The organism is Natranaeroarchaeum sulfidigenes (assembly GCF_017094485.1).
GTDB classification, from domain to species: domain Archaea; phylum Halobacteriota; class Halobacteria; order Halobacteriales; family Natronoarchaeaceae; genus Natranaeroarchaeum; species Natranaeroarchaeum sulfidigenes.
In genome coordinates this window covers 2,808,295-2,824,222 of the sequence record NZ_CP064786.1, presented here as the reverse complement: position 1 = coordinate 2,824,222, position 15,928 = coordinate 2,808,295, and the positions used below count along the sequence as shown (strand labels likewise).

The following is a 15,928-nucleotide window of genomic DNA, read 5'->3' as shown; positions in this document are numbered from 1 at the left end:
GTACCTCGTGTTACACCTACGAGCAATGAGCACTTTATCACGGGGGACAAATCACGTCGCTATCCCGTGGTTATCCGATATGTTCAGCGACGGCCTCCCCAACTCCCTTAGCGGTCCGTACCGCGGCGTCAAGCGATCGATTCGCGTACCGCTCCCGACTCGCAGCACCGGCGTAGAACCCTCCTGATAGGGCCGGTCCGTCGTACGGAATGATGTGATCCGAGTAGCCGACGTTCGGAACGGGAATAGTCTCCGTGTGGACCGCCGACCACTGGATCGTCGACGGATCGAAGGCGGGAAACAGCGATTCGATTCCGTGACGGACCTGTGACTCGGGTTCCCGCTTGGCTGACTCGTCGGCCACGATCGCGTAGAGGGCCTGTTCTACCCCTTCCGTCGGTCCGGGTAGTGCAACGAGCCGTCCGACCGGTGTCTCGTCGACGACAGTCACCCGATCGATCGACAGGAGGGGCTCGTCGAGCCCGAAACAGACGGTCGTTGTCCCGGAAGTTTGTCCCGCCCAGTCGCCGCCTGTCAGTCGTACCAGTCGTCGTGGCGGCGTATCGAAGATAACTGCGTCAACGTTGTACTCGTGGCGCGCTCCGTCTTCGATCGTGACGAGGTGATCGACCGCTCCGCGGCGTGTCCCGACTGCGGTAACGCGGCAGTCGGTGTGGAGTCGGTCGCGGCCGATCGATCCAGCGAGGGCGTCGACGAGCGATCTCGGCTCGACGATCTCGGTACTGTCAGCGCGGTGGCGCGTCACCCTGTTGATCAGCCACGACGCGCTTATGCGATCTGGCTCGTCGCCAAAGTGGGCATACAGCAATGGCTCGATCGCCTGCTCGTACAGCGACTCGGTCGCGTGTTCGGTAACAAAGGACCGGGCCGTGACGTCCGCCAGCGACTCCGGCTCATCCAGCGTGTGGTCAGGGACGGTAAACGGGGGCACACCGCCATCATCGACGAGCGATCGGAAGTACGACGTGTCACGCAGGCTCAGTGGGGGAAAGGCGAGTAGTTCGTGGCGGCGGTCGATGGGATGTACGACGCCATCCAGATAGTAGCCCGTTCGGGCAGCCCGACCGTCGAGTTCGACGTCGAGTGCGCGGGCGAGTGCCCGACTGGCCGCTCCTGTCGGCGAGATACGGGGCGGATGGCGCGGCAAAACGGCGTCCGATGCGGGATGAACTGGGGCGAACTCGCTGCCCACGCGAGCGCCGGACTCGAACACTCGTACTTCGTGGTCGCGAGACAGTAGCTCGTGAGCCGCCGTCAGCCCCGCGATCCCGCCGCCGATGACGCCGATCATGGGCAATGGTTGGCGGGCAGCCGAATTGTGTGTTATGATCACCCGGGAGCCTGCTTTCCGCTGGCTTTTTAGCCGCGGTCCGGTTACCCCTCGGGTATGCTTACAGTGCGGGCTCCCGCGACGAGCGCGAACCTCGGGAGCGGCTTCGACGTCTTCGGTGCCGCACTCGAACGCCCGGCCGATATCGTCCGCGTCGAGCGCGCCGAGGAGACGACGATCGAGATGAGCGGTGCCGGAAGCGAGTTCATCCCCGAAGACCCGGCGAAAAACACCGCTGGAGCCGTCGCGGAGGCGCTCGACGCGCCCGCACGGATCAAGATCGACAAGGGTGTCCGTCCGGCCTCGGGACTCGGCTCCTCTGCGGCCAGCGCCGCCGGAGCCGCGCTTGCGCTCAACGAACTGTACGACCGTGGGCTCTCACGATCCGAACTGGTCCCGATCGCCGCCGAGGGCGAGGCGCTCGTCTCCGGCGAGGCTCATCAAGACAACGTAGCGCCGGCACTGCTTGGCGGATTTACTATCGTAGCAGAGGACGGCGTCACGCAGGTCGATAGCTCGGTTCCCCTCGTCGTCTGTCTCCCCGATATCGTCGTCTCGACGCGGGACGCACGCCGGGTCGTCCCCGAATCCACATCCGTCGAGAACATGGTCGATACGGTCGGTCGCGCTGCAACGCTCACTGTCGGGATGCACCGCGAGGACCCGGCGATGGTCGGCCGTGGGATGGAAGACAACGTCGTGACGCCCGCCCGGGCGAAACTGATCGACGGCTACGACGCGGTCCGGGAGGCCGCACTCGACGCCGGTGCGACGGGCGTCACCGTCAGCGGGGCGGGGCCGGGCGTCATCGCGGCCTGTTATGAATCCGACCGGAGCGAGATCGCCGGTGCGATGCTCGACGCGTTCGACGACGTGGACGTCGACAGCCGTGCCTACCAGACACGGATCGGCGACGGTCCCACCGTCTACCGGTGAGCACTGTACGCCGGGACGGCGCACTGGCGACTGTCGCTCTGATCGGAGCATTCGGCGCAGTGATACTCGCCGACGTGGCGCTCTCGCCGGTGTGGCTGTTCTGTGGGGCGCTCGGTACGGTCGGTTTCGAGGCCGCCGCGACGCGATACGGGGGGCCTGTGCGGTCGCTCTGGGAACGACCTGCGGTTCAGATGGGATCGCTCGCCGGTGTGCTGGCCGTTACCGCGCTCGCTGCAGTCTACCGCTCGGGAATCGTCGTGAGCCTTTTGATCGGCGGGCTGACCGCGTATCTCTGTGTGCTCGTGCTGATCAGTGGTTATCGGCACCGCTCGGCTCGGGCGTAGTTTGATAGGCTATCGCTCCCTAGCACGGCCATGCGACCCGACATCAGCGTCTTCGGCCGGTACACGTATCTCGCCACGGAGGTCTTCTGGGGCGCAATCGCGTTCCTCTTGCTCAGGCGAGCTGGCGCGCTCGGACGTGCGGCGAAAACAGTTATCGCGCTGTATCCGATCGCGTACGTCTGGGACTGGTACACCCTCGAAATCGGCATCTTCGACATCGAGCTACGGACCGGCAGGGACTTTCTCGGCGTCCCGATCGAGGAGCACATCTTCATGGTCGTCGTCCCATCGCTGGTCATCGCCTTCCACGAGACGCTCCACGAGGTCGTCGATTGATCAATACCGCTCGACGACGACGGTGTCACCGCTGATTTCGACAGCGTAGCCGTCGGCGGTAAAGCTCACGCCGATATTACTGGACCCCTCACAGAGCGCGTCCAGTGCGTCCAGATCCACCGAATCGTACAGTGTGACATCGAGCGTCATCGGCTGGGTTGATTCTAGCTCCGCTATCGCTTCGATCACAGCTGTACTGGCTGGGACGGTTTCGGCGCGTTGTTCGACGACACGATCCTGTTTGGCATCCCCCACTGTCACTGCCATAGTGAGACCGTCAGGGTGGTTGTATAAAAGTGTTCGTCAGACGGTCGCATGACGCGTATCGTCGCTCGGTTTGGCAACAAATGCGGTCGAGACTCGACACCACTCATCGGCCATCGCTGCTCCTCACGGTGCCGGCCACTTTCCGGCCCACGAACTGGGTCGGTCTGGCTACTCGATCGGGATGACGGTCCCGTCGTCGTCTACCAGAGCAGGCTCTGAGCGTCGCTGTGCGCGCCGGTGAAGCAGGTATAGACCGACCGAGCAGGTGGCGACGCCCGAGGCGAAGCCGGAGATCCACGCCGTCGTTTCGCTGTCGAGACTCATCGTATCCAGTGGTGGATACGCATAGTATATTAATCTGTTCGCCACCTGTACGGCTTGGTGACGGGTTAGTTGCCCGACAGTATCGTGGTGCGAGAGTGAGAGCCAGGAGTTACGAAATACCCGGAATTATCATTATACTCCGGTCGCTTCACTCCGATAGTGACAGACGATACGACACGTCGTGGGGTCCTCGCAGGGCTCGTCGCCGCCGGAACCGGTGGGCTCGCGCTTACCTCGGCAAGCGATCTCCTCGACTCGTTTGCCCCCCTGTCGGGCGAGGCGTGGGATGCGGCCGACCGCTCGCTCCCCGAGAGCGTCGAGAGTCCCTACGGCGATGCGAGCCTCCACGTCGACGAGTTCGGGGTGCCACACGCCGAAGCCGAGGACGAGACGGCGGCGTACTTCGCGGTGGGGTACGTACAGGCGTTCGACCGGCTGTTCCAGCTGGACCTCCAGCGCCGGGTGATGCGCGGTCAACTCTCGGAGGTGATCGGCGAGGCGACGGTCGAGGACGACGAGTTCCACGTTCGGATGGACTTTGCGGGCGCAGCCGAGGCGACGTGGGAGCTCGTCAGTGATACCCGGGCGGGGCCGCTCGTCGAGGCCTACGCCGACGGCGTCAACACGGTGATCGAGGAGGGTCGGCTCCCGCTGGAGTTCGAGTTGCTCGGCTACGAGCCGCGGCCGTGGACGCCCGTCGACTCGATGCTGATGGAAAAGCAGATCTCGTGGGATCTCACTGGCGATTTCAGTGAGCTACGCCGCGCGCTGCTTGCCGACCGACTCGACGACGAACTGGTCGAGACGCTGTTTCCGCGACGGCTCGACCACAACTATCCGATTCTCGGCGGTGGTGCGGTAGCGGGGGATACCACAGCCCAACTGGGAGCACACGAATCACCCGACGCCCCGTCGAGATCCGAACCGCTCGATGCCGAGCTCACTCGCTATCTCTCCGCGTTCGAGTCGCCACGCGGCGTCGGCTCGAATAGCTGGGTCGTCTCGGGAGAGTACACCGAGAGCGGCGATCCGATCCTCGCGTACGACCCACACCTTTCGCTGATGACGCCGCCCCTGTGGTACGAACAGCACGTCGAGACGCCCGACCGGTCGGTACGGGGCGCGACGTTTCCGGGCGTCCCGTTCGTCATCGCCGGAGCCAACGACCGCGGCGCGTGGTCCTTTACGAACGTCGGCGCGGACGTCCTCGATTGCTACCGATACGAGATCGCCGAGGATGGCGACCGGTATCGCTACCGCGACGAGTGGCGCGAGTTCGAGCGCGAGGAACACACGATTGGCGTCTCCGGCGGGGAGGACAGAACGCTGACGCGCCGCAAGACCGTCCACGGCCCGCTCATCCAGCGGGAGGACCAGCGCGTCGGTGTCGCCTGGACCGGCCACACGGCGACCCGGACCACAGTCGCCATTGAGGCGTTCGGCCGGAGCGACGGCCTTGACGACGTTCGCGAGGCGACCCGGGAGTTCGATCTTCCCACACAGAACCTCGTCTACGCCGACGCGGACGGCCGGACGATGTACTACCTCACCGGGAAGCTTCCGATCCGGCAGATAGACGGCGATGTCGTCCCCGGTGATCGGATCTTCGACGGCTCGGCGGGCGAGGGCGAATGGCAGGGATTCGAGCCGTTCGGCCAGTCCTCGTGGGACGGGTTTGTCCCGTTCGGGGAGAAACCTCACGCGATCGACCCGGACGTCCTCGCGACGGCGAATCAGCGCGTCGTCGACGAGCCCGACCACTACATCGGTGTGAGCTACGCGACGCCCTATCGCGGGATGCGAATCGAGAATCGGCTCGCCGATGCTGTCGGCGACACAGATCCCGGGTTCCACCGCGAGCTACAGAACGACGTCCGGGACGGGCGCGCCGCCCAACTGGTCCCGGACCTGATTGCGGCGGTCCAGGAGGACGACGAGGCGGCCGACCCGCTCGTTGACACCGTCGACACGCTTGCGGAATGGGACTACCGAATGGAGCCCGACTCCCGGGCCGCGCTCGTGTTCGCCCGGTGGTTCGAGGCGTTTCGCCTCCGGATCGTCGAACCAACGTTCGATGAGGCTGATCTGGACGAGTCGTACTCCCCGAACGACTGGGTGATCGCCACCCTTTCGTCCGATCATTCGCTGTTCGAGGAGCGATCACGCGAGTCGATGATGGTCGACGCACTCGCGGACGCCCTCGACGAGATCGACGAGGAGGGCTGGTCGGTCTACGGCGACTGGAACTCGACGCGCTCGATTACCCACCCGCTCGGCGTCGAGGCGGGCTTTCTGGACTACGGGACCCGCCTGGCTGACGGCTCGCGCGCGACGGTGAAGAACTTCCGCGTCGAGTCGGCGGTCGGCTCCAGCTGGCGGATGGTCGTCCGTCCCGGCGAGACGGCGACGGCCATCCTGCCGGGCGGGAACTCGGGCGATTACTTTTCGCCCCACTACGACGACCAGTTCGAGCGCTGGCTCGCCAACGATCAAAAGTCCATGGAGCTGACAGTCGCCGGAGAGCGACGAACCCAGTTTCGGGGTGAGTCCTCGTGAGCCTGGAACCAGCAGACGGCCTCTACCGGGTCCGGACGGAGCCTCGATTCCACGTCCTCGCGATCCTCATTGCAGCGCTCGTCGGTTTTGCGCTCGCGTGGGTCCACTGGCTCGGTCTGGTCGCCGCCGGTGCCCTGGTTGCGCTGGTCGCGCCGTCGTTCCGCCGCGGAGTCGTCTACGGCGTCGGCTTCGGCCTGCTGGTGCTGGTCGTCTTCGCGCTCTCGCTCGGCGACGCCGCTGCTCGGGTACCTGCGATGACGCCGGTCGTCTACGTGACCATCGGTAGCGCGCTCGGCCTGCCGGTGCTCGGCTCGCTAACACGGGGTGTCGTCTGAGAGCGGACGCGCGGTCGGCTCCGGCGAGGGACTGAAGTGTACCCCCAGTGAAGATCGAACGGATGGAATACGATCACGCGGTCGGTCGGCGATTGCTCGTCGGCGCGTTCCTCGCCGTCCTGTTCGCTCTGGTCGCCTATATCGCCTACTCGTTTCTCGCGGTGCTCGTCTTCGCCGTCTTCCTCTATTACGCCGTGCGGCCGATCCACCGCTCGCTCGTGCGCTTTGGCCTCCCGAGACGGATCCGGGCGGGTCTCTCGATCGTTCTCTTTGGGATCCCGTTCGTGCTCCTCCTCGGCTACACGCTCGCCGTGGTGGCGATCGAGATTCAGGAGCTACTCGACGTATATGATGTCGAGGCAACCTACGTCGACCAGTTGCTCGAAGGCACTGATCTCGCAGAGCTGGATCTCGCCGAACTCCAGTCGCTGGTGACTGACGCCGTTACCCCCGACTCGGCAGGCGTTCTTCTGGCGAACCTGCTAGAGGTCGTCGGGCTCGTCAGCGGCGCGCTCGTCCAGTTCCTCGTGCTCGTCGTACTGACGTACTACATGCTCGTTGACGGCCCGCGGCTCGTCGAGTGGCTGCTGGCGACCTACGACGAGTCCGGTGTTGCCCGGCGGTACGTCCGCGCCGTCGACCCCGAGCTCTCGATGACCCTCTTTGGCAACATCGTGAACGTGTTCGTCACCGCGATCGCCGGTGTCATCACGTTCTACACGTACAACCTGCTCGCGCCCGCGGCGGTGGCTGTCCCCTATCCGGGCCTCATCGCTGCACTGGCCGGGATCGGGAGCCTGATCCCTGTTGTCGGGATCAAACTCGTCTACATCCCCGTGGTCGGTCTGCTCGCTGCGACCGCGTGGTCGACCGGCGATCTCTCCTTGCTCGTCCCGGTCGCAGGCCTGCTGGTCGCCAGTGCCGTCGTCGTCGACTTCATACCCGATTTCTTTATTCGTGCACACATCAGCGGCGACGCGACCCACACCGGGATGTTGCTCGTCGCCTACGTCGTCGGGCCGGTCGTCTTCGGCTTCTATGGGCTCTTTCTCGCGCCGATCTTGCTGATTCTCGTGATCAATGGGATCTCGGTGCTCGTTCCGTTCGTGCTAAGCGGGGAGACAGAGGGAATGCGGCAGGCGACGCTACAGGAGTACCAGTAGCGCAGTCGTATCGGGTAGTGTCGAAGGGGGCCGTTTCAACTGCTCTCGTTGCAGCAGGTGACGATGAGTGAGTGTATACTATGTTATATTGCAATATTGTTCACAATATTACATACCAATCGAGCAGGATGCCGGTCGCTGGAACTGTTGAGATGTGACGTCAAGTCCCACGAGCGCTCCATCTGCTCCACGGGGCTGTGGCCGTGGTGTTTTGACTCGCTTCGCTCGTCGTGTAGCGTTCGGAACAGTGGGTTTGGGCAGATTGTGAACTACGGCGAGACGTGCTCGCTACGCTGCGCGCGACTCGTCTCGTTCAAACTGCCCGCACGTTACTCAAACACACGCCGCTCGCAAGTGAGCGGCGCGAGAATTGAAGTGGGTTTGGGCAGATTTGAACTGCCGGCCTCCTCCATGTCAAGGAGGTGTCATAACCAGACTAGACCACAAACCCGGTCTGGTGCGCTTTGCTCTGCACTCACAGATATCCCGGGGATACAATTGAAGGTTTCGGATTCGGCCGCCGGTTGCGGGTTCCCCACACGCAAGCCGTGCGACACGCTTAAGTTAGTGTACGAATTTGTACATTGTAAGACTAAACAGTTCATTGGTGGTCTCTAATGCAAGATTATATCGAACGCGTGACCGAGGGCGAGGACCTGACACAGGCAGAGGCACGGCAGGCCGCAAGCGCCGTGTTCGAGGATGCCACAGAGGCACAGATCGGGGCGCTGCTGACCGCGCTCCGGGCGAAAGGCGAGACCGAGACCGAGATCGCGGGCTTCGCTGAGGGGATGCGCGACGCCGCGCGGACGATCACGCCTGACCGGACGCCGCTGGTCGACACCTGCGGCACGGGCGGCGACGACTACGACACGATCAACGTCTCGACGACGAGCGCAATCGTCGCCAGCGGGGCGGGCGTTCCCGTCGCCAAGCACGGCAATTACTCGGTCTCCTCGAACTCGGGCAGTGCGGACGTGTTAGAGGAGGTCGGCGTCGACGTCGAGGCCGAGCCCTCGGCGGTCGAGGGGGCCATCGAGACCGACGGGATCGGCTTCATGCTCGCGCCGGTGTTCCACCCGGCGATGAAGGCCGTGATCGGTCCGCGCAAGGAACTCGGGATGCGAACGGTCTTCAACGTGCTCGGGCCGCTGACGAATCCGGCCGGAGCGGACGCACAGATCGTCGGGGTCTACGATCCCGACCTCGTACCGGTACTCGCCCGGGCGCTCGCGCAGATGGATGTCGAGCGCGCGCTCGTCGTCCATGGCGCGGGGATGGACGAGATCACGGTTCACGACGAGACGACCGTCGCGGAGGTTTCCGGCGACGAGATCACGGAGTACACGCTGACGCCCGCCGATCTCGGACTGGACGTCCATCCGATCGAGGCCGTCTCGGGCGGCACGCCGAGCGAGAACGCCACCGACATGCGCGGGATAGTCGAGGGCGATGTCGATGGAGCGAAACGCGATATCATCCTCGCGAACGCGGGCGCAGCGATCTACATCGCAGGCGAGGCCGATTCGCTCGAAGCCGGTGTCGATGCCGCTCGCGAGGCGATCACCTCCGGTGCGGCCGCCGACAAACTCGAACAGCTACGGACGGGCGTATGACGCGGGTCAAGATCTGCGGGCTGACGAGCGAGCGAGACGTCGAAACGGTCGTCGACGCCGGCGCTGATGCGCTCGGCTTCATCGTCGACGTGCCGGTCGACACCCCCCGGGAGCTGACCGTCGACCGCGCCGCCGAACTCATCGCTTCCGTCCCGCCCTTTGCCTCGACGGTGCTCGTGACGATGCCCGAGAGCGCGGAGCAGGCGGTGGAACTCGCCGAGCGCGTCCAGCCGGACACCGTCCAGCTCCACGGCGACCTGTCGCCCGCGGAGGCCGCGGCAGTAACTGAACAGGTCCCGGCGACCACGATCAAGGCGGTCGACGCTGACGAGCCCGGGCGCTGTGCAGAATACGTCGATTCGGTCGATGCGCTGCTCGTCGACTCCGCCGACGGTGAGGGCGGGGGCGGAACCGGTGAAACCCACGACTGGGAGCGTACCGCCGCGGTCACCGCCGACCTCGACGCGCCGGTGATTCTGGCCGGTGGGCTCACCCCCGAGAACGTCGCCGCTGCTGTCAAAACCGTCGCCCCCTATGGCGTTGACGTAGCGAGTGGCGTCGAGCGCGAACCCGCCGAGGCGGATGGTTCACGGAAAGATACAGATGCCGTGGTGCGTTTTGTCGCCAATGCGAACACGACCAGCGAGGCAACGATAGCATGACCCAGCTTACACCCTCCCGAGAAGCGTTCAGCCAGCACGTCGCCGACGCCGCTGGCGATGAAACGGACGCGGTCGTCGTCCGCACGGCGATTGATCTTGACGTCGATGTCTCACCCCTGGCGGCGTATGCTGCGCTGACGGGTCGGACGACTGATGTACCCGCCGCCGACTACGCGTTCTTGCTGGAGAGCGCCCAGAAGACGGCTTCCAGCGATCCTGACGGCGCGTTCCGCCCGGCGTCTGCGACCGCGGACCGGCATGCACGTTACTCCTTCGTGGGTTACGACCCGGCGGCTGTCGTCACCGTCGACCCCAAAGAGACCACCGTCGAGGTGCTCGGCGACGAGCGCTATGCAGACCTGATCGATCCTGTAGGCGAGGATACGACTGACACGCTCCGCTCTGCGTTACCCGACGCCGCCCTCACTGGATTCGAGAACGGTGACCGTCGACAGCTCGATGGTGGACTGGTCGGCTTCCTCGCGTACGACGCGGTCTACGATCTCTGGCTCGACGACGTGGGAGTTGAGCGCCCCGACTCGCGCTTTCCGGACGCACAGTTCGTCCTGAACACGAAGACCCTCGTCTTCGACGAGGTCGCGGGGACGCTCTCGCTCGTCTTCACGCCAGTCGTGCGGGCGGACGATGATCCCGACGCGATCTACGACGACCTCGTGGCGGAAGCCGAGCGCGTCGAAGCACTGCTCGCCGACGCGACAGCCCCGGCCTGTGGACCGTTCGTCCGTGACCGTGAGGTCGCCGGGCCGCAAGAGGAGTACGAGGACGCGGTACGCGCGGCGAAAGAACACGTCCTCGATGGTGACGTCTATCAGGCCGTCGTCTCTCGAAAACGCGAGCTCTACGGTGACGTCGATCCGCTCGGGTTCTACCGCGCCCTGCGCGAGATCAACCCCTCGCCGTACATGTACCTGCTCGGCTACGACGATCTGACCATCGTTGGTGCGAGCCCCGAGACGCTCGTTTCGGTCGAGGGCGAAACCGTGACGTCGAACCCGATCGCAGGGACCTGCGACCGTGGCGAGAGCCCGGTCGAGGACCGCCGACTGGCGGGCGAAATGCTCGCAGACGACAAAGAGCGGGCCGAACACACGATGCTGGTCGACCTCGCGCGCAACGACGTTCGGCGGGTGAGTGAACCCGGCTCGGTTCGGGTTGACGAGTTCATGAACGTCCTCAAATACTCACACGTCCAGCACATCGAGAGTACGGTCACGGGGACGCTTGCGGACGACTCGGATGCCTTCGACGCCACTCGTGCCTCGTTCCCTGCCGGAACGCTCTCGGGCGCGCCGAAGATCCGCGCGATGGAGATCATCGACGATCTCGAACGCGAACCGAGGGGGATCTACGGCGGCGGTGTCGGCTACTTCTCGTGGACCGGCGACGCCGACATGGCGATCGTCATCCGGACAGCGACGATCGAACACGGCGAGGAAGACCGGATAACCGTGCAGGCCGGAGCGGGGCTGGTCGCCGACAGTCAGCCCGAGGCGGAGTACGAGGAAACCGAGAAGAAGATGGGGGGCGTTCTGGCGGCAATCGAGAAGATCGAGGCACCCACCCCGGCTTCGGAGGTGAGCCGATGAGCGGAACGGCGGAGTCGGCCGCGGCGACCGACGACGAGGATCGACCGACGGTTCTCTTCATCGATAACTTCGACTCGTTTACCTACAACCTGGTCGAGTACGTCAGCGAGTACGCCGAGACCGCCGTCCTGCGGAACACGGCGTCCCTCGAAGACGTTCGGGCCGTAGAGCCCGATGCGATCATCATCAGTCCCGGGCCGGGGCACCCGAAACACGACAGGGATGTCGGCGTCACGATGGACGTGCTCCGGGAAGTCAGTCCCGAGGTACCGACGCTTGGCGTCTGTCTCGGCCTCGAAGCAGCGGTCTACGAGTACGGCGGGACGGTCGGCCGTGCGCCCTCACCGATCCACGGCAAGGCATCGTCGATCGAGCACGACGGCTCGGGCGTCTTCGACGGGCTCGATCAGGGCTTTCGTGGCGGTCGGTACCACTCGCTGGTTGCGACAGCGGTGCCGGACTGTTTCGAGGTGACGGCAAGCGCAGAGCACGCTGGCGAAGAGCTAGTGATGGGAATCAGACACCGCGAGTACCCGATCGAATGCGTCCAGTTCCATCCCGAAAGCGTCCTGACCGGGGTCGGCCACGATCTGATCGAGAACTTCCTCGACGGCCTCTAGATGCCGACGAGCGTCAGTCCGTAGAGGATGGCGACGCCGACTGCGGCGAACATGAGCAGTTTCCAGGCGAGGCTGAGCAGGAACCGGCCGACGATCGTGACGAGTGCGAGGAGCACGATGCCCACCAGCGCCTGTGCGAGCGGGTCCGAGGGCATTGCGTCGACGATTAGTGGTGCCGCGGCAGGGGAGATCGCACTGAACATGCAGGTTACCTATCAGGCCCGCATGATAACCTTTGTGGGAGGCAACTGGCACGCACCATGTCAACCAATCGTCGAAAGTGAAATCAACAGACGACTCCGGGATCGGTGACGACAGAATCACTTTCACTCCGCGAATGACCTAGTATTAATACGCCCGACCGTTAGTGTACGTACGAACTCGGGCCAGCGACTATGAGGGGAACAGTTCGCACGTTGACACAAAACAGATGCATCTATGAAAACTGAGTTGTTTTAGTGCAAACACAACCCGATTCAGTCGTTTTATGAGGATGGAATCAGTACAAATGGTCCGTCACCGATTACCCCGAACTATGACGCACACAAACTACAAAATTGCCGGACAGTATCGTTATTCGACCGTGGTGAGCGCCGCATGAGCGACGCGGAGCTCTCAGCGGACGACCTCTCCTTGCCGATCAAGCGGACAGTCGGCGACTCCCTTGAAGATCGCCTCACCGGGAACGCCTACAACAATATCCTGCCTGCACGTTACCTGCGCAAAGACGCCGATGGCGAACTCGTCGAGTCGCCCGAAGAGCTTTTCGAGCGCGTCGGCCAGAACGTCGCGCTGGCCGAGGCAGTGTTCGAGGCCGAAAAACAAGGAACCGAGATCACCGTTACGCCGGATCAGCTCAAGCCCGATCATCCGCGCCGCGACGAGTTGGCGGCGGAAGTATTCGGAAAAGGGACGACCGCCGAGGACGACGCCGAGACGACGCTTTCGGTGTACAACGTCAACAAGTTCGCCTACGAGACGATCGTCCCCGAACTCCCTGCCGACGTACGCGAGCACGTCGAGGGCGTCGCCGACGAGTTCGTCGAGATGATGGAGTATCTGGATTTCATGCCGAACTCGCCGACGCTGATGAACGCGGGCGACGAGCTCCAGCAGCTCTCGGCGTGTTTCGTCGACTCTCCCGGGGACGATATCGACGACATCCACCAGACCGCAAAGGAGGCCGCACAGGTCTTCCAGAGCGGTGGCGGCATGGGCTATGCGTTCTGGAAGCTTCGCCCGTACGGTGATCCGGTCGGCTCGACCGGCGGTATCGCATCGGGGCCGATCACGTTCATGCGCACGTACGACCAGATGTGCGAGACGATCGCACAGGGGGGTGCGCGTCGAGGCGCACAGATGGGCGTCATGCGCGTCTCCCACCCCGACGTCATCCAGTTCATCCACTCGAAGAACAAGGACGTCTCGCTGGCCGAGACGCTGCGCCTGAACGACCCGGACGACTTCACGCACAACTCCTTTGCCGACGCGCTCGAAGAGGCCCGGGAACTGATCGACGACGAGGGGAAGGTTCCCAAACACCTGCGCAACGCGGTCGAGGGCCATCTCTCTAACTTCAACATCTCCGTCGGTATCACCGACGACTTCATGGACGCCCTGCAGTCGGGCGAGGAGTTTACCTTCACCAACCCCCGCACCGAGGAGCCCCACATCGCGACGCCCGAGACCAAGGAACTGTACGAGATGTTCGATCTCGGCGAGCACGTCGAGGTCGGCGAAGTGCTGTCGATCCCGGCCGAGGCCCTCTGGGAGCGGATCATCCAGGGAGCCCACGAAAACGGCGAACCGGGCGTCATCTATCTCGAACGGGTGAACAAACGCCACTCCTTCGACGTCGAAGAACACCCCGACCACCGGATCCTCGCGACGAACCCGTGCGGTGAGCAGCCACTCGAAGAGTACGAGGCCTGTAACCTCGGCCACATCAACCTCTCGACGCTCGCCGATGAGGACGCCCCGGACTGGCGCGTCTGGTCCGAGCAACACGCAGACGAGTACGAGAGTCAGGAGGCGGCCATCGACGCCTTCCTCGAAGAGGCAATCGACTTCGAGGAACTCGACCACCGTGTCGAGTACGGAACTCGCTTCCTCGAAAACGTCGTCACGATGTCCGACTTCCCGGTCGAGAAGATCGAACAGAAGGTCCGTGACATGCGCAAGATCGGCCTGGGGATCATGGGACTGGCCCAGCTGTACATCCAGCTCGGGATTGCCTACGGCAGCGAGGAGTCCAACGAGGTCGCCAGCCAGCTGATGACCCACATCAACCACGGCTCGAAGGCGGCCTCTCGCGACCTCGCGGAGGACCGCGGTCCCTTTGCCGACTGGGAGGACTCGAAGTACGCCAACCCGACCGAGTACCGCGAGTGGTTCGAGCGCCAGACCGGCGAGGACGCAGACGACTGGGAAGACGGCTACCCGATGCGCAATCACAACACGACCACTATCGCGCCGACCGGCACCACCTCGATGATCGGCAACACGACCGGTGGCTGTGAGCCGATCTACAACGTCGCCTTCTACAAGAACGTCTCCGGCGACGTGCAGGGCGACGAGATGCTCGTCGAGTTCGACGACTACTTCCTGCGCACGCTGGAGGACAACGATATCGACGTCGAAGCGGTGAAAGAGGAGGCACAGGAACAGATGGCCGCGAACGAGTTCGACGGCGTGGACGGCCTGACGACCGTTCCGGACGCCATCGGCGAGCTGTTCGTCACGACGGGCGATCTCAGCGCCAAACAGCACGCCGCGATCCAGTGTGCCTGCCAGAAAGGGGTCGACTCGGCCATCTCGAAGACGGTCAACGCGCCGAACGACTCGACGGTCGACGACGCCAAGGAGGTGTTCGAGTGGGTTTACGAGCACGGCGGGAAAGGCGTCACCTACTACCGTGACGGCACCCGCTCGAAGCAGGTACTGACAACGCGCGCACAGAACACCGAGTTCGCCGACGAGCAGGAGGCTGCAGCGGCGCTGGTCGAACAGATCGAGGAGGTCTTCGGCGGGCTCTCCGGGTTCCTCGAAAACGAGGACGTGCAGGCCGCGCTCGACCAGCAGGTCGAGGAGCTGCTCTCGGTCGCCGACGGCGAGGATCTCGATGCCGAGTACGCCAGCAAGCGCGCCCGGCCGGACGTGCTCCACGGCGTCACCCAGCGTATCGACACCGGCTACGGGAAACTCTACGTCAACATCAACGAGGATCCCGAGGCCGAGCGACCGTTCGAGCTCTTTGCCAACATCGGCAACTCCGGTGGCTTCACGGCGTCCTTCACCGAGGCGCTGGCAAAGACCATCTCGACGGCGCTTCGATCGGGCGTCGATCCCGAGGAGATCGCCGACGAGCTACAGGGGATCCGCTCGCCGAAGGTCGCCTGGGACAAGGGCGAACAGATTCAGTCGATCCCCGACGCCATCGGTACCGCGATGCGCCGGTATCTCGACGGCGAGATCGAGAAGGCCTATCCACAACAGCAGAGCCTGACCGAACTCGAAGACGAGGCTGCAGGCCACGAGACCGACGGCGGTGTCGCCTCACAGACCGACATCGACGTCGGCACGCCTGACAGCACGGCCGAGTCGCCTGCCGACACCGATACCGAACAGTCCGACGCCTCACAGGATCTGATCGACGCGGGCGAGAGCCCCGAATGTCCCGAGTGTGGCTCGCTCTCGCTGTACTACTCCGAAGGCTGCAAGACCTGCGAGTCCTGCGGCTGGTCGGAGTGCTGAGATAGCAACGTCTGACGCGCTTTTTTCGTACAATCGCAAGCCCCGGCAAAAGAGCTAT

General features: G+C 64.0%; 15 protein-coding genes and 1 tRNA gene. 11 read left to right on the top strand and 5 right to left on the bottom strand.

What is annotated here, in order from left to right; genetic code table 11:
* Positions 1-70: 70 nt before the first annotated feature.
* Positions 71-1,312, bottom strand: coding sequence for an FAD-dependent oxidoreductase (locus AArcS_RS14670; protein ID WP_238478159.1), 1,242 nt, complete (start codon positions 1,310-1,312; stop codon positions 71-73).
* A 96-nt stretch (positions 1,313-1,408) separates the two neighbouring features.
* Here AArcS_RS14670 and AArcS_RS14665 point away from each other — a divergent pair, with 96 nt between their 5' ends.
* From AArcS_RS14665 to AArcS_RS14655, 3 genes are read left to right on the top strand one after another with little or no spacing between them, the layout of a single operon-like run.
* Positions 1,409-2,287, top strand: a complete 879-nt coding sequence (locus AArcS_RS14665; protein WP_238478158.1) for a homoserine kinase — start codon at positions 1,409-1,411, stop codon at positions 2,285-2,287.
* Positions 2,284-2,631 carry a hypothetical protein gene (locus tag AArcS_RS14660; protein ID WP_238478157.1) on the top strand — a complete coding sequence of 116 codons (348 nt, stop codon included), beginning with the start codon at positions 2,284-2,286 and terminating at the stop codon, positions 2,629-2,631. Before AArcS_RS14665 ends, AArcS_RS14660 begins: the two co-directional genes overlap by 4 nt.
* Positions 2,632-2,661: 30 nt before the next feature.
* On the top strand, positions 2,662-2,967 hold the full coding sequence (locus AArcS_RS14655) for a lycopene cyclase domain-containing protein (protein ID WP_238478156.1): 306 nt from the start codon (positions 2,662-2,664) through the stop codon (positions 2,965-2,967).
* Here the strand turns inward: AArcS_RS14655 and AArcS_RS14650 are convergent, their stop codons facing one another.
* Both AArcS_RS14650 and AArcS_RS14645 read right to left on the bottom strand, forming a co-directional pair.
* Positions 2,968-3,234 (bottom strand): HalOD1 output domain-containing protein, encoded by a 267-nt coding sequence (locus AArcS_RS14650; protein WP_238478155.1) that lies wholly within the window; start codon positions 3,232-3,234, stop codon positions 2,968-2,970.
* A gap of 168 nt (positions 3,235-3,402) precedes the next feature.
* Positions 3,403-3,558 (bottom strand): hypothetical protein, encoded by a 156-nt coding sequence (locus tag AArcS_RS14645; protein WP_238478154.1) that lies wholly within the window; start codon positions 3,556-3,558, stop codon positions 3,403-3,405.
* 159 nt (positions 3,559-3,717) lie between these two features.
* Here AArcS_RS14645 and AArcS_RS14640 point away from each other — a divergent pair, with 159 nt between their 5' ends.
* From AArcS_RS14640 to AArcS_RS14630, 3 genes are read left to right on the top strand one after another with little or no spacing between them, the layout of a single operon-like run.
* The gene (locus AArcS_RS14640; protein ID WP_238478153.1) at positions 3,718-6,114 is read left to right on the top strand and encodes a penicillin acylase family protein; all 2,397 of its coding nucleotides are present in this window, start codon (positions 3,718-3,720) and stop codon (positions 6,112-6,114) included.
* Positions 6,111-6,449: a hypothetical protein gene (locus AArcS_RS14635; RefSeq protein ID WP_238478152.1), complete on the top strand. Its 339-nt coding sequence runs from the start codon at positions 6,111-6,113 to the stop codon at positions 6,447-6,449. The genes AArcS_RS14640 and AArcS_RS14635 overlap by 4 nt, the downstream gene beginning before the upstream one ends.
* A 47-nt stretch (positions 6,450-6,496) precedes the next feature.
* The gene (locus tag AArcS_RS14630; RefSeq protein ID WP_238478151.1) at positions 6,497-7,612 is read left to right on the top strand and encodes an AI-2E family transporter; all 1,116 of its coding nucleotides are present in this window, start codon (positions 6,497-6,499) and stop codon (positions 7,610-7,612) included.
* Between the two features lie 376 nt (positions 7,613-7,988).
* On the opposite strand, the gene AArcS_RS14625 is transcribed toward AArcS_RS14630, so the two are convergent.
* Positions 7,989-8,063 (bottom strand) — tRNA-Val (locus AArcS_RS14625).
* A gap of 166 nt (positions 8,064-8,229) precedes the next feature.
* Between AArcS_RS14625 and trpD the strand changes: the two genes are divergently transcribed.
* From trpD to trpG, 4 genes are read left to right on the top strand one after another with little or no spacing between them, the layout of a single operon-like run.
* A complete protein-coding gene (gene trpD, locus AArcS_RS14620; protein WP_238478150.1) occupies positions 8,230-9,228 on the top strand; it encodes an anthranilate phosphoribosyltransferase in 999 nt (332 codons plus the stop codon).
* Positions 9,225-9,890, top strand: coding sequence for a phosphoribosylanthranilate isomerase (locus tag AArcS_RS14615; protein WP_238478149.1), 666 nt, complete (start codon positions 9,225-9,227; stop codon positions 9,888-9,890). The genes trpD and AArcS_RS14615 overlap by 4 nt, the downstream gene beginning before the upstream one ends.
* Positions 9,887-11,497 (top strand): anthranilate synthase component I, encoded by a 1,611-nt coding sequence (gene trpE, locus AArcS_RS14610; protein WP_238478148.1) that lies wholly within the window; start codon positions 9,887-9,889, stop codon positions 11,495-11,497. The genes AArcS_RS14615 and trpE overlap by 4 nt, the downstream gene beginning before the upstream one ends.
* Positions 11,494-12,117: an anthranilate synthase component II gene (trpG, locus tag AArcS_RS14605; protein WP_238478147.1), complete on the top strand. Its 624-nt coding sequence runs from the start codon at positions 11,494-11,496 to the stop codon at positions 12,115-12,117. Before trpE ends, trpG begins: the two co-directional genes overlap by 4 nt.
* Here trpG and AArcS_RS14600 read toward each other — a convergent pair.
* Positions 12,114-12,320, bottom strand: coding sequence for a DUF8029 family protein (locus AArcS_RS14600; protein WP_238478146.1), 207 nt, complete (start codon positions 12,318-12,320; stop codon positions 12,114-12,116). The two genes, trpG and AArcS_RS14600, sit on opposite strands and share 4 nt — an antisense overlap.
* Before the next feature lie 394 nt (positions 12,321-12,714).
* Between AArcS_RS14600 and AArcS_RS14595 the strand changes: the two genes are divergently transcribed.
* Complete coding sequence (locus AArcS_RS14595; RefSeq protein ID WP_238478145.1) at positions 12,715-15,870, top strand: adenosylcobalamin-dependent ribonucleoside-diphosphate reductase; 3,156 nt, start codon at positions 12,715-12,717, stop codon at positions 15,868-15,870.
* Positions 15,871-15,928 lie beyond the last annotated feature (58 nt).

What these genes read in the sequence shown, in the direction of transcription:
- AArcS_RS14670 (WP_238478159.1), bottom strand. Translation starts at nt 1,312, where the DNA reads ATGATCGGCGTCATCGGCGGCGGGATCGCGGGGCTGACGGCGGCTCAC.
- AArcS_RS14665 (WP_238478158.1), top strand. Translation starts at nt 1,409, where the DNA reads ATGCTTACAGTGCGGGCTCCCGCGACGAGCGCGAACCTCGGGAGCGGC.
- AArcS_RS14655 (WP_238478156.1), top strand. Translation starts at nt 2,662, where the DNA reads ATGCGACCCGACATCAGCGTCTTCGGCCGGTACACGTATCTCGCCACG.
- AArcS_RS14650 (WP_238478155.1), bottom strand. Translation starts at nt 3,234, where the DNA reads ATGGCAGTGACAGTGGGGGATGCCAAACAGGATCGTGTCGTCGAACAA.
- AArcS_RS14645 (WP_238478154.1), bottom strand. Translation starts at nt 3,558, where the DNA reads ATGAGTCTCGACAGCGAAACGACGGCGTGGATCTCCGGCTTCGCCTCG.
- trpD (WP_238478150.1), top strand. Translation starts at nt 8,230, where the DNA reads ATGCAAGATTATATCGAACGCGTGACCGAGGGCGAGGACCTGACACAG.
- AArcS_RS14615 (WP_238478149.1), top strand. Translation starts at nt 9,225, where the DNA reads ATGACGCGGGTCAAGATCTGCGGGCTGACGAGCGAGCGAGACGTCGAA.
- trpE (WP_238478148.1), top strand. Translation starts at nt 9,887, where the DNA reads ATGACCCAGCTTACACCCTCCCGAGAAGCGTTCAGCCAGCACGTCGCC.
- trpG (WP_238478147.1), top strand. Translation starts at nt 11,494, where the DNA reads ATGAGCGGAACGGCGGAGTCGGCCGCGGCGACCGACGACGAGGATCGA.
- AArcS_RS14600 (WP_238478146.1), bottom strand. Translation starts at nt 12,320, where the DNA reads ATGTTCAGTGCGATCTCCCCTGCCGCGGCACCACTAATCGTCGACGCA.
- AArcS_RS14595 (WP_238478145.1), top strand. Translation starts at nt 12,715, where the DNA reads ATGAGCGACGCGGAGCTCTCAGCGGACGACCTCTCCTTGCCGATCAAG.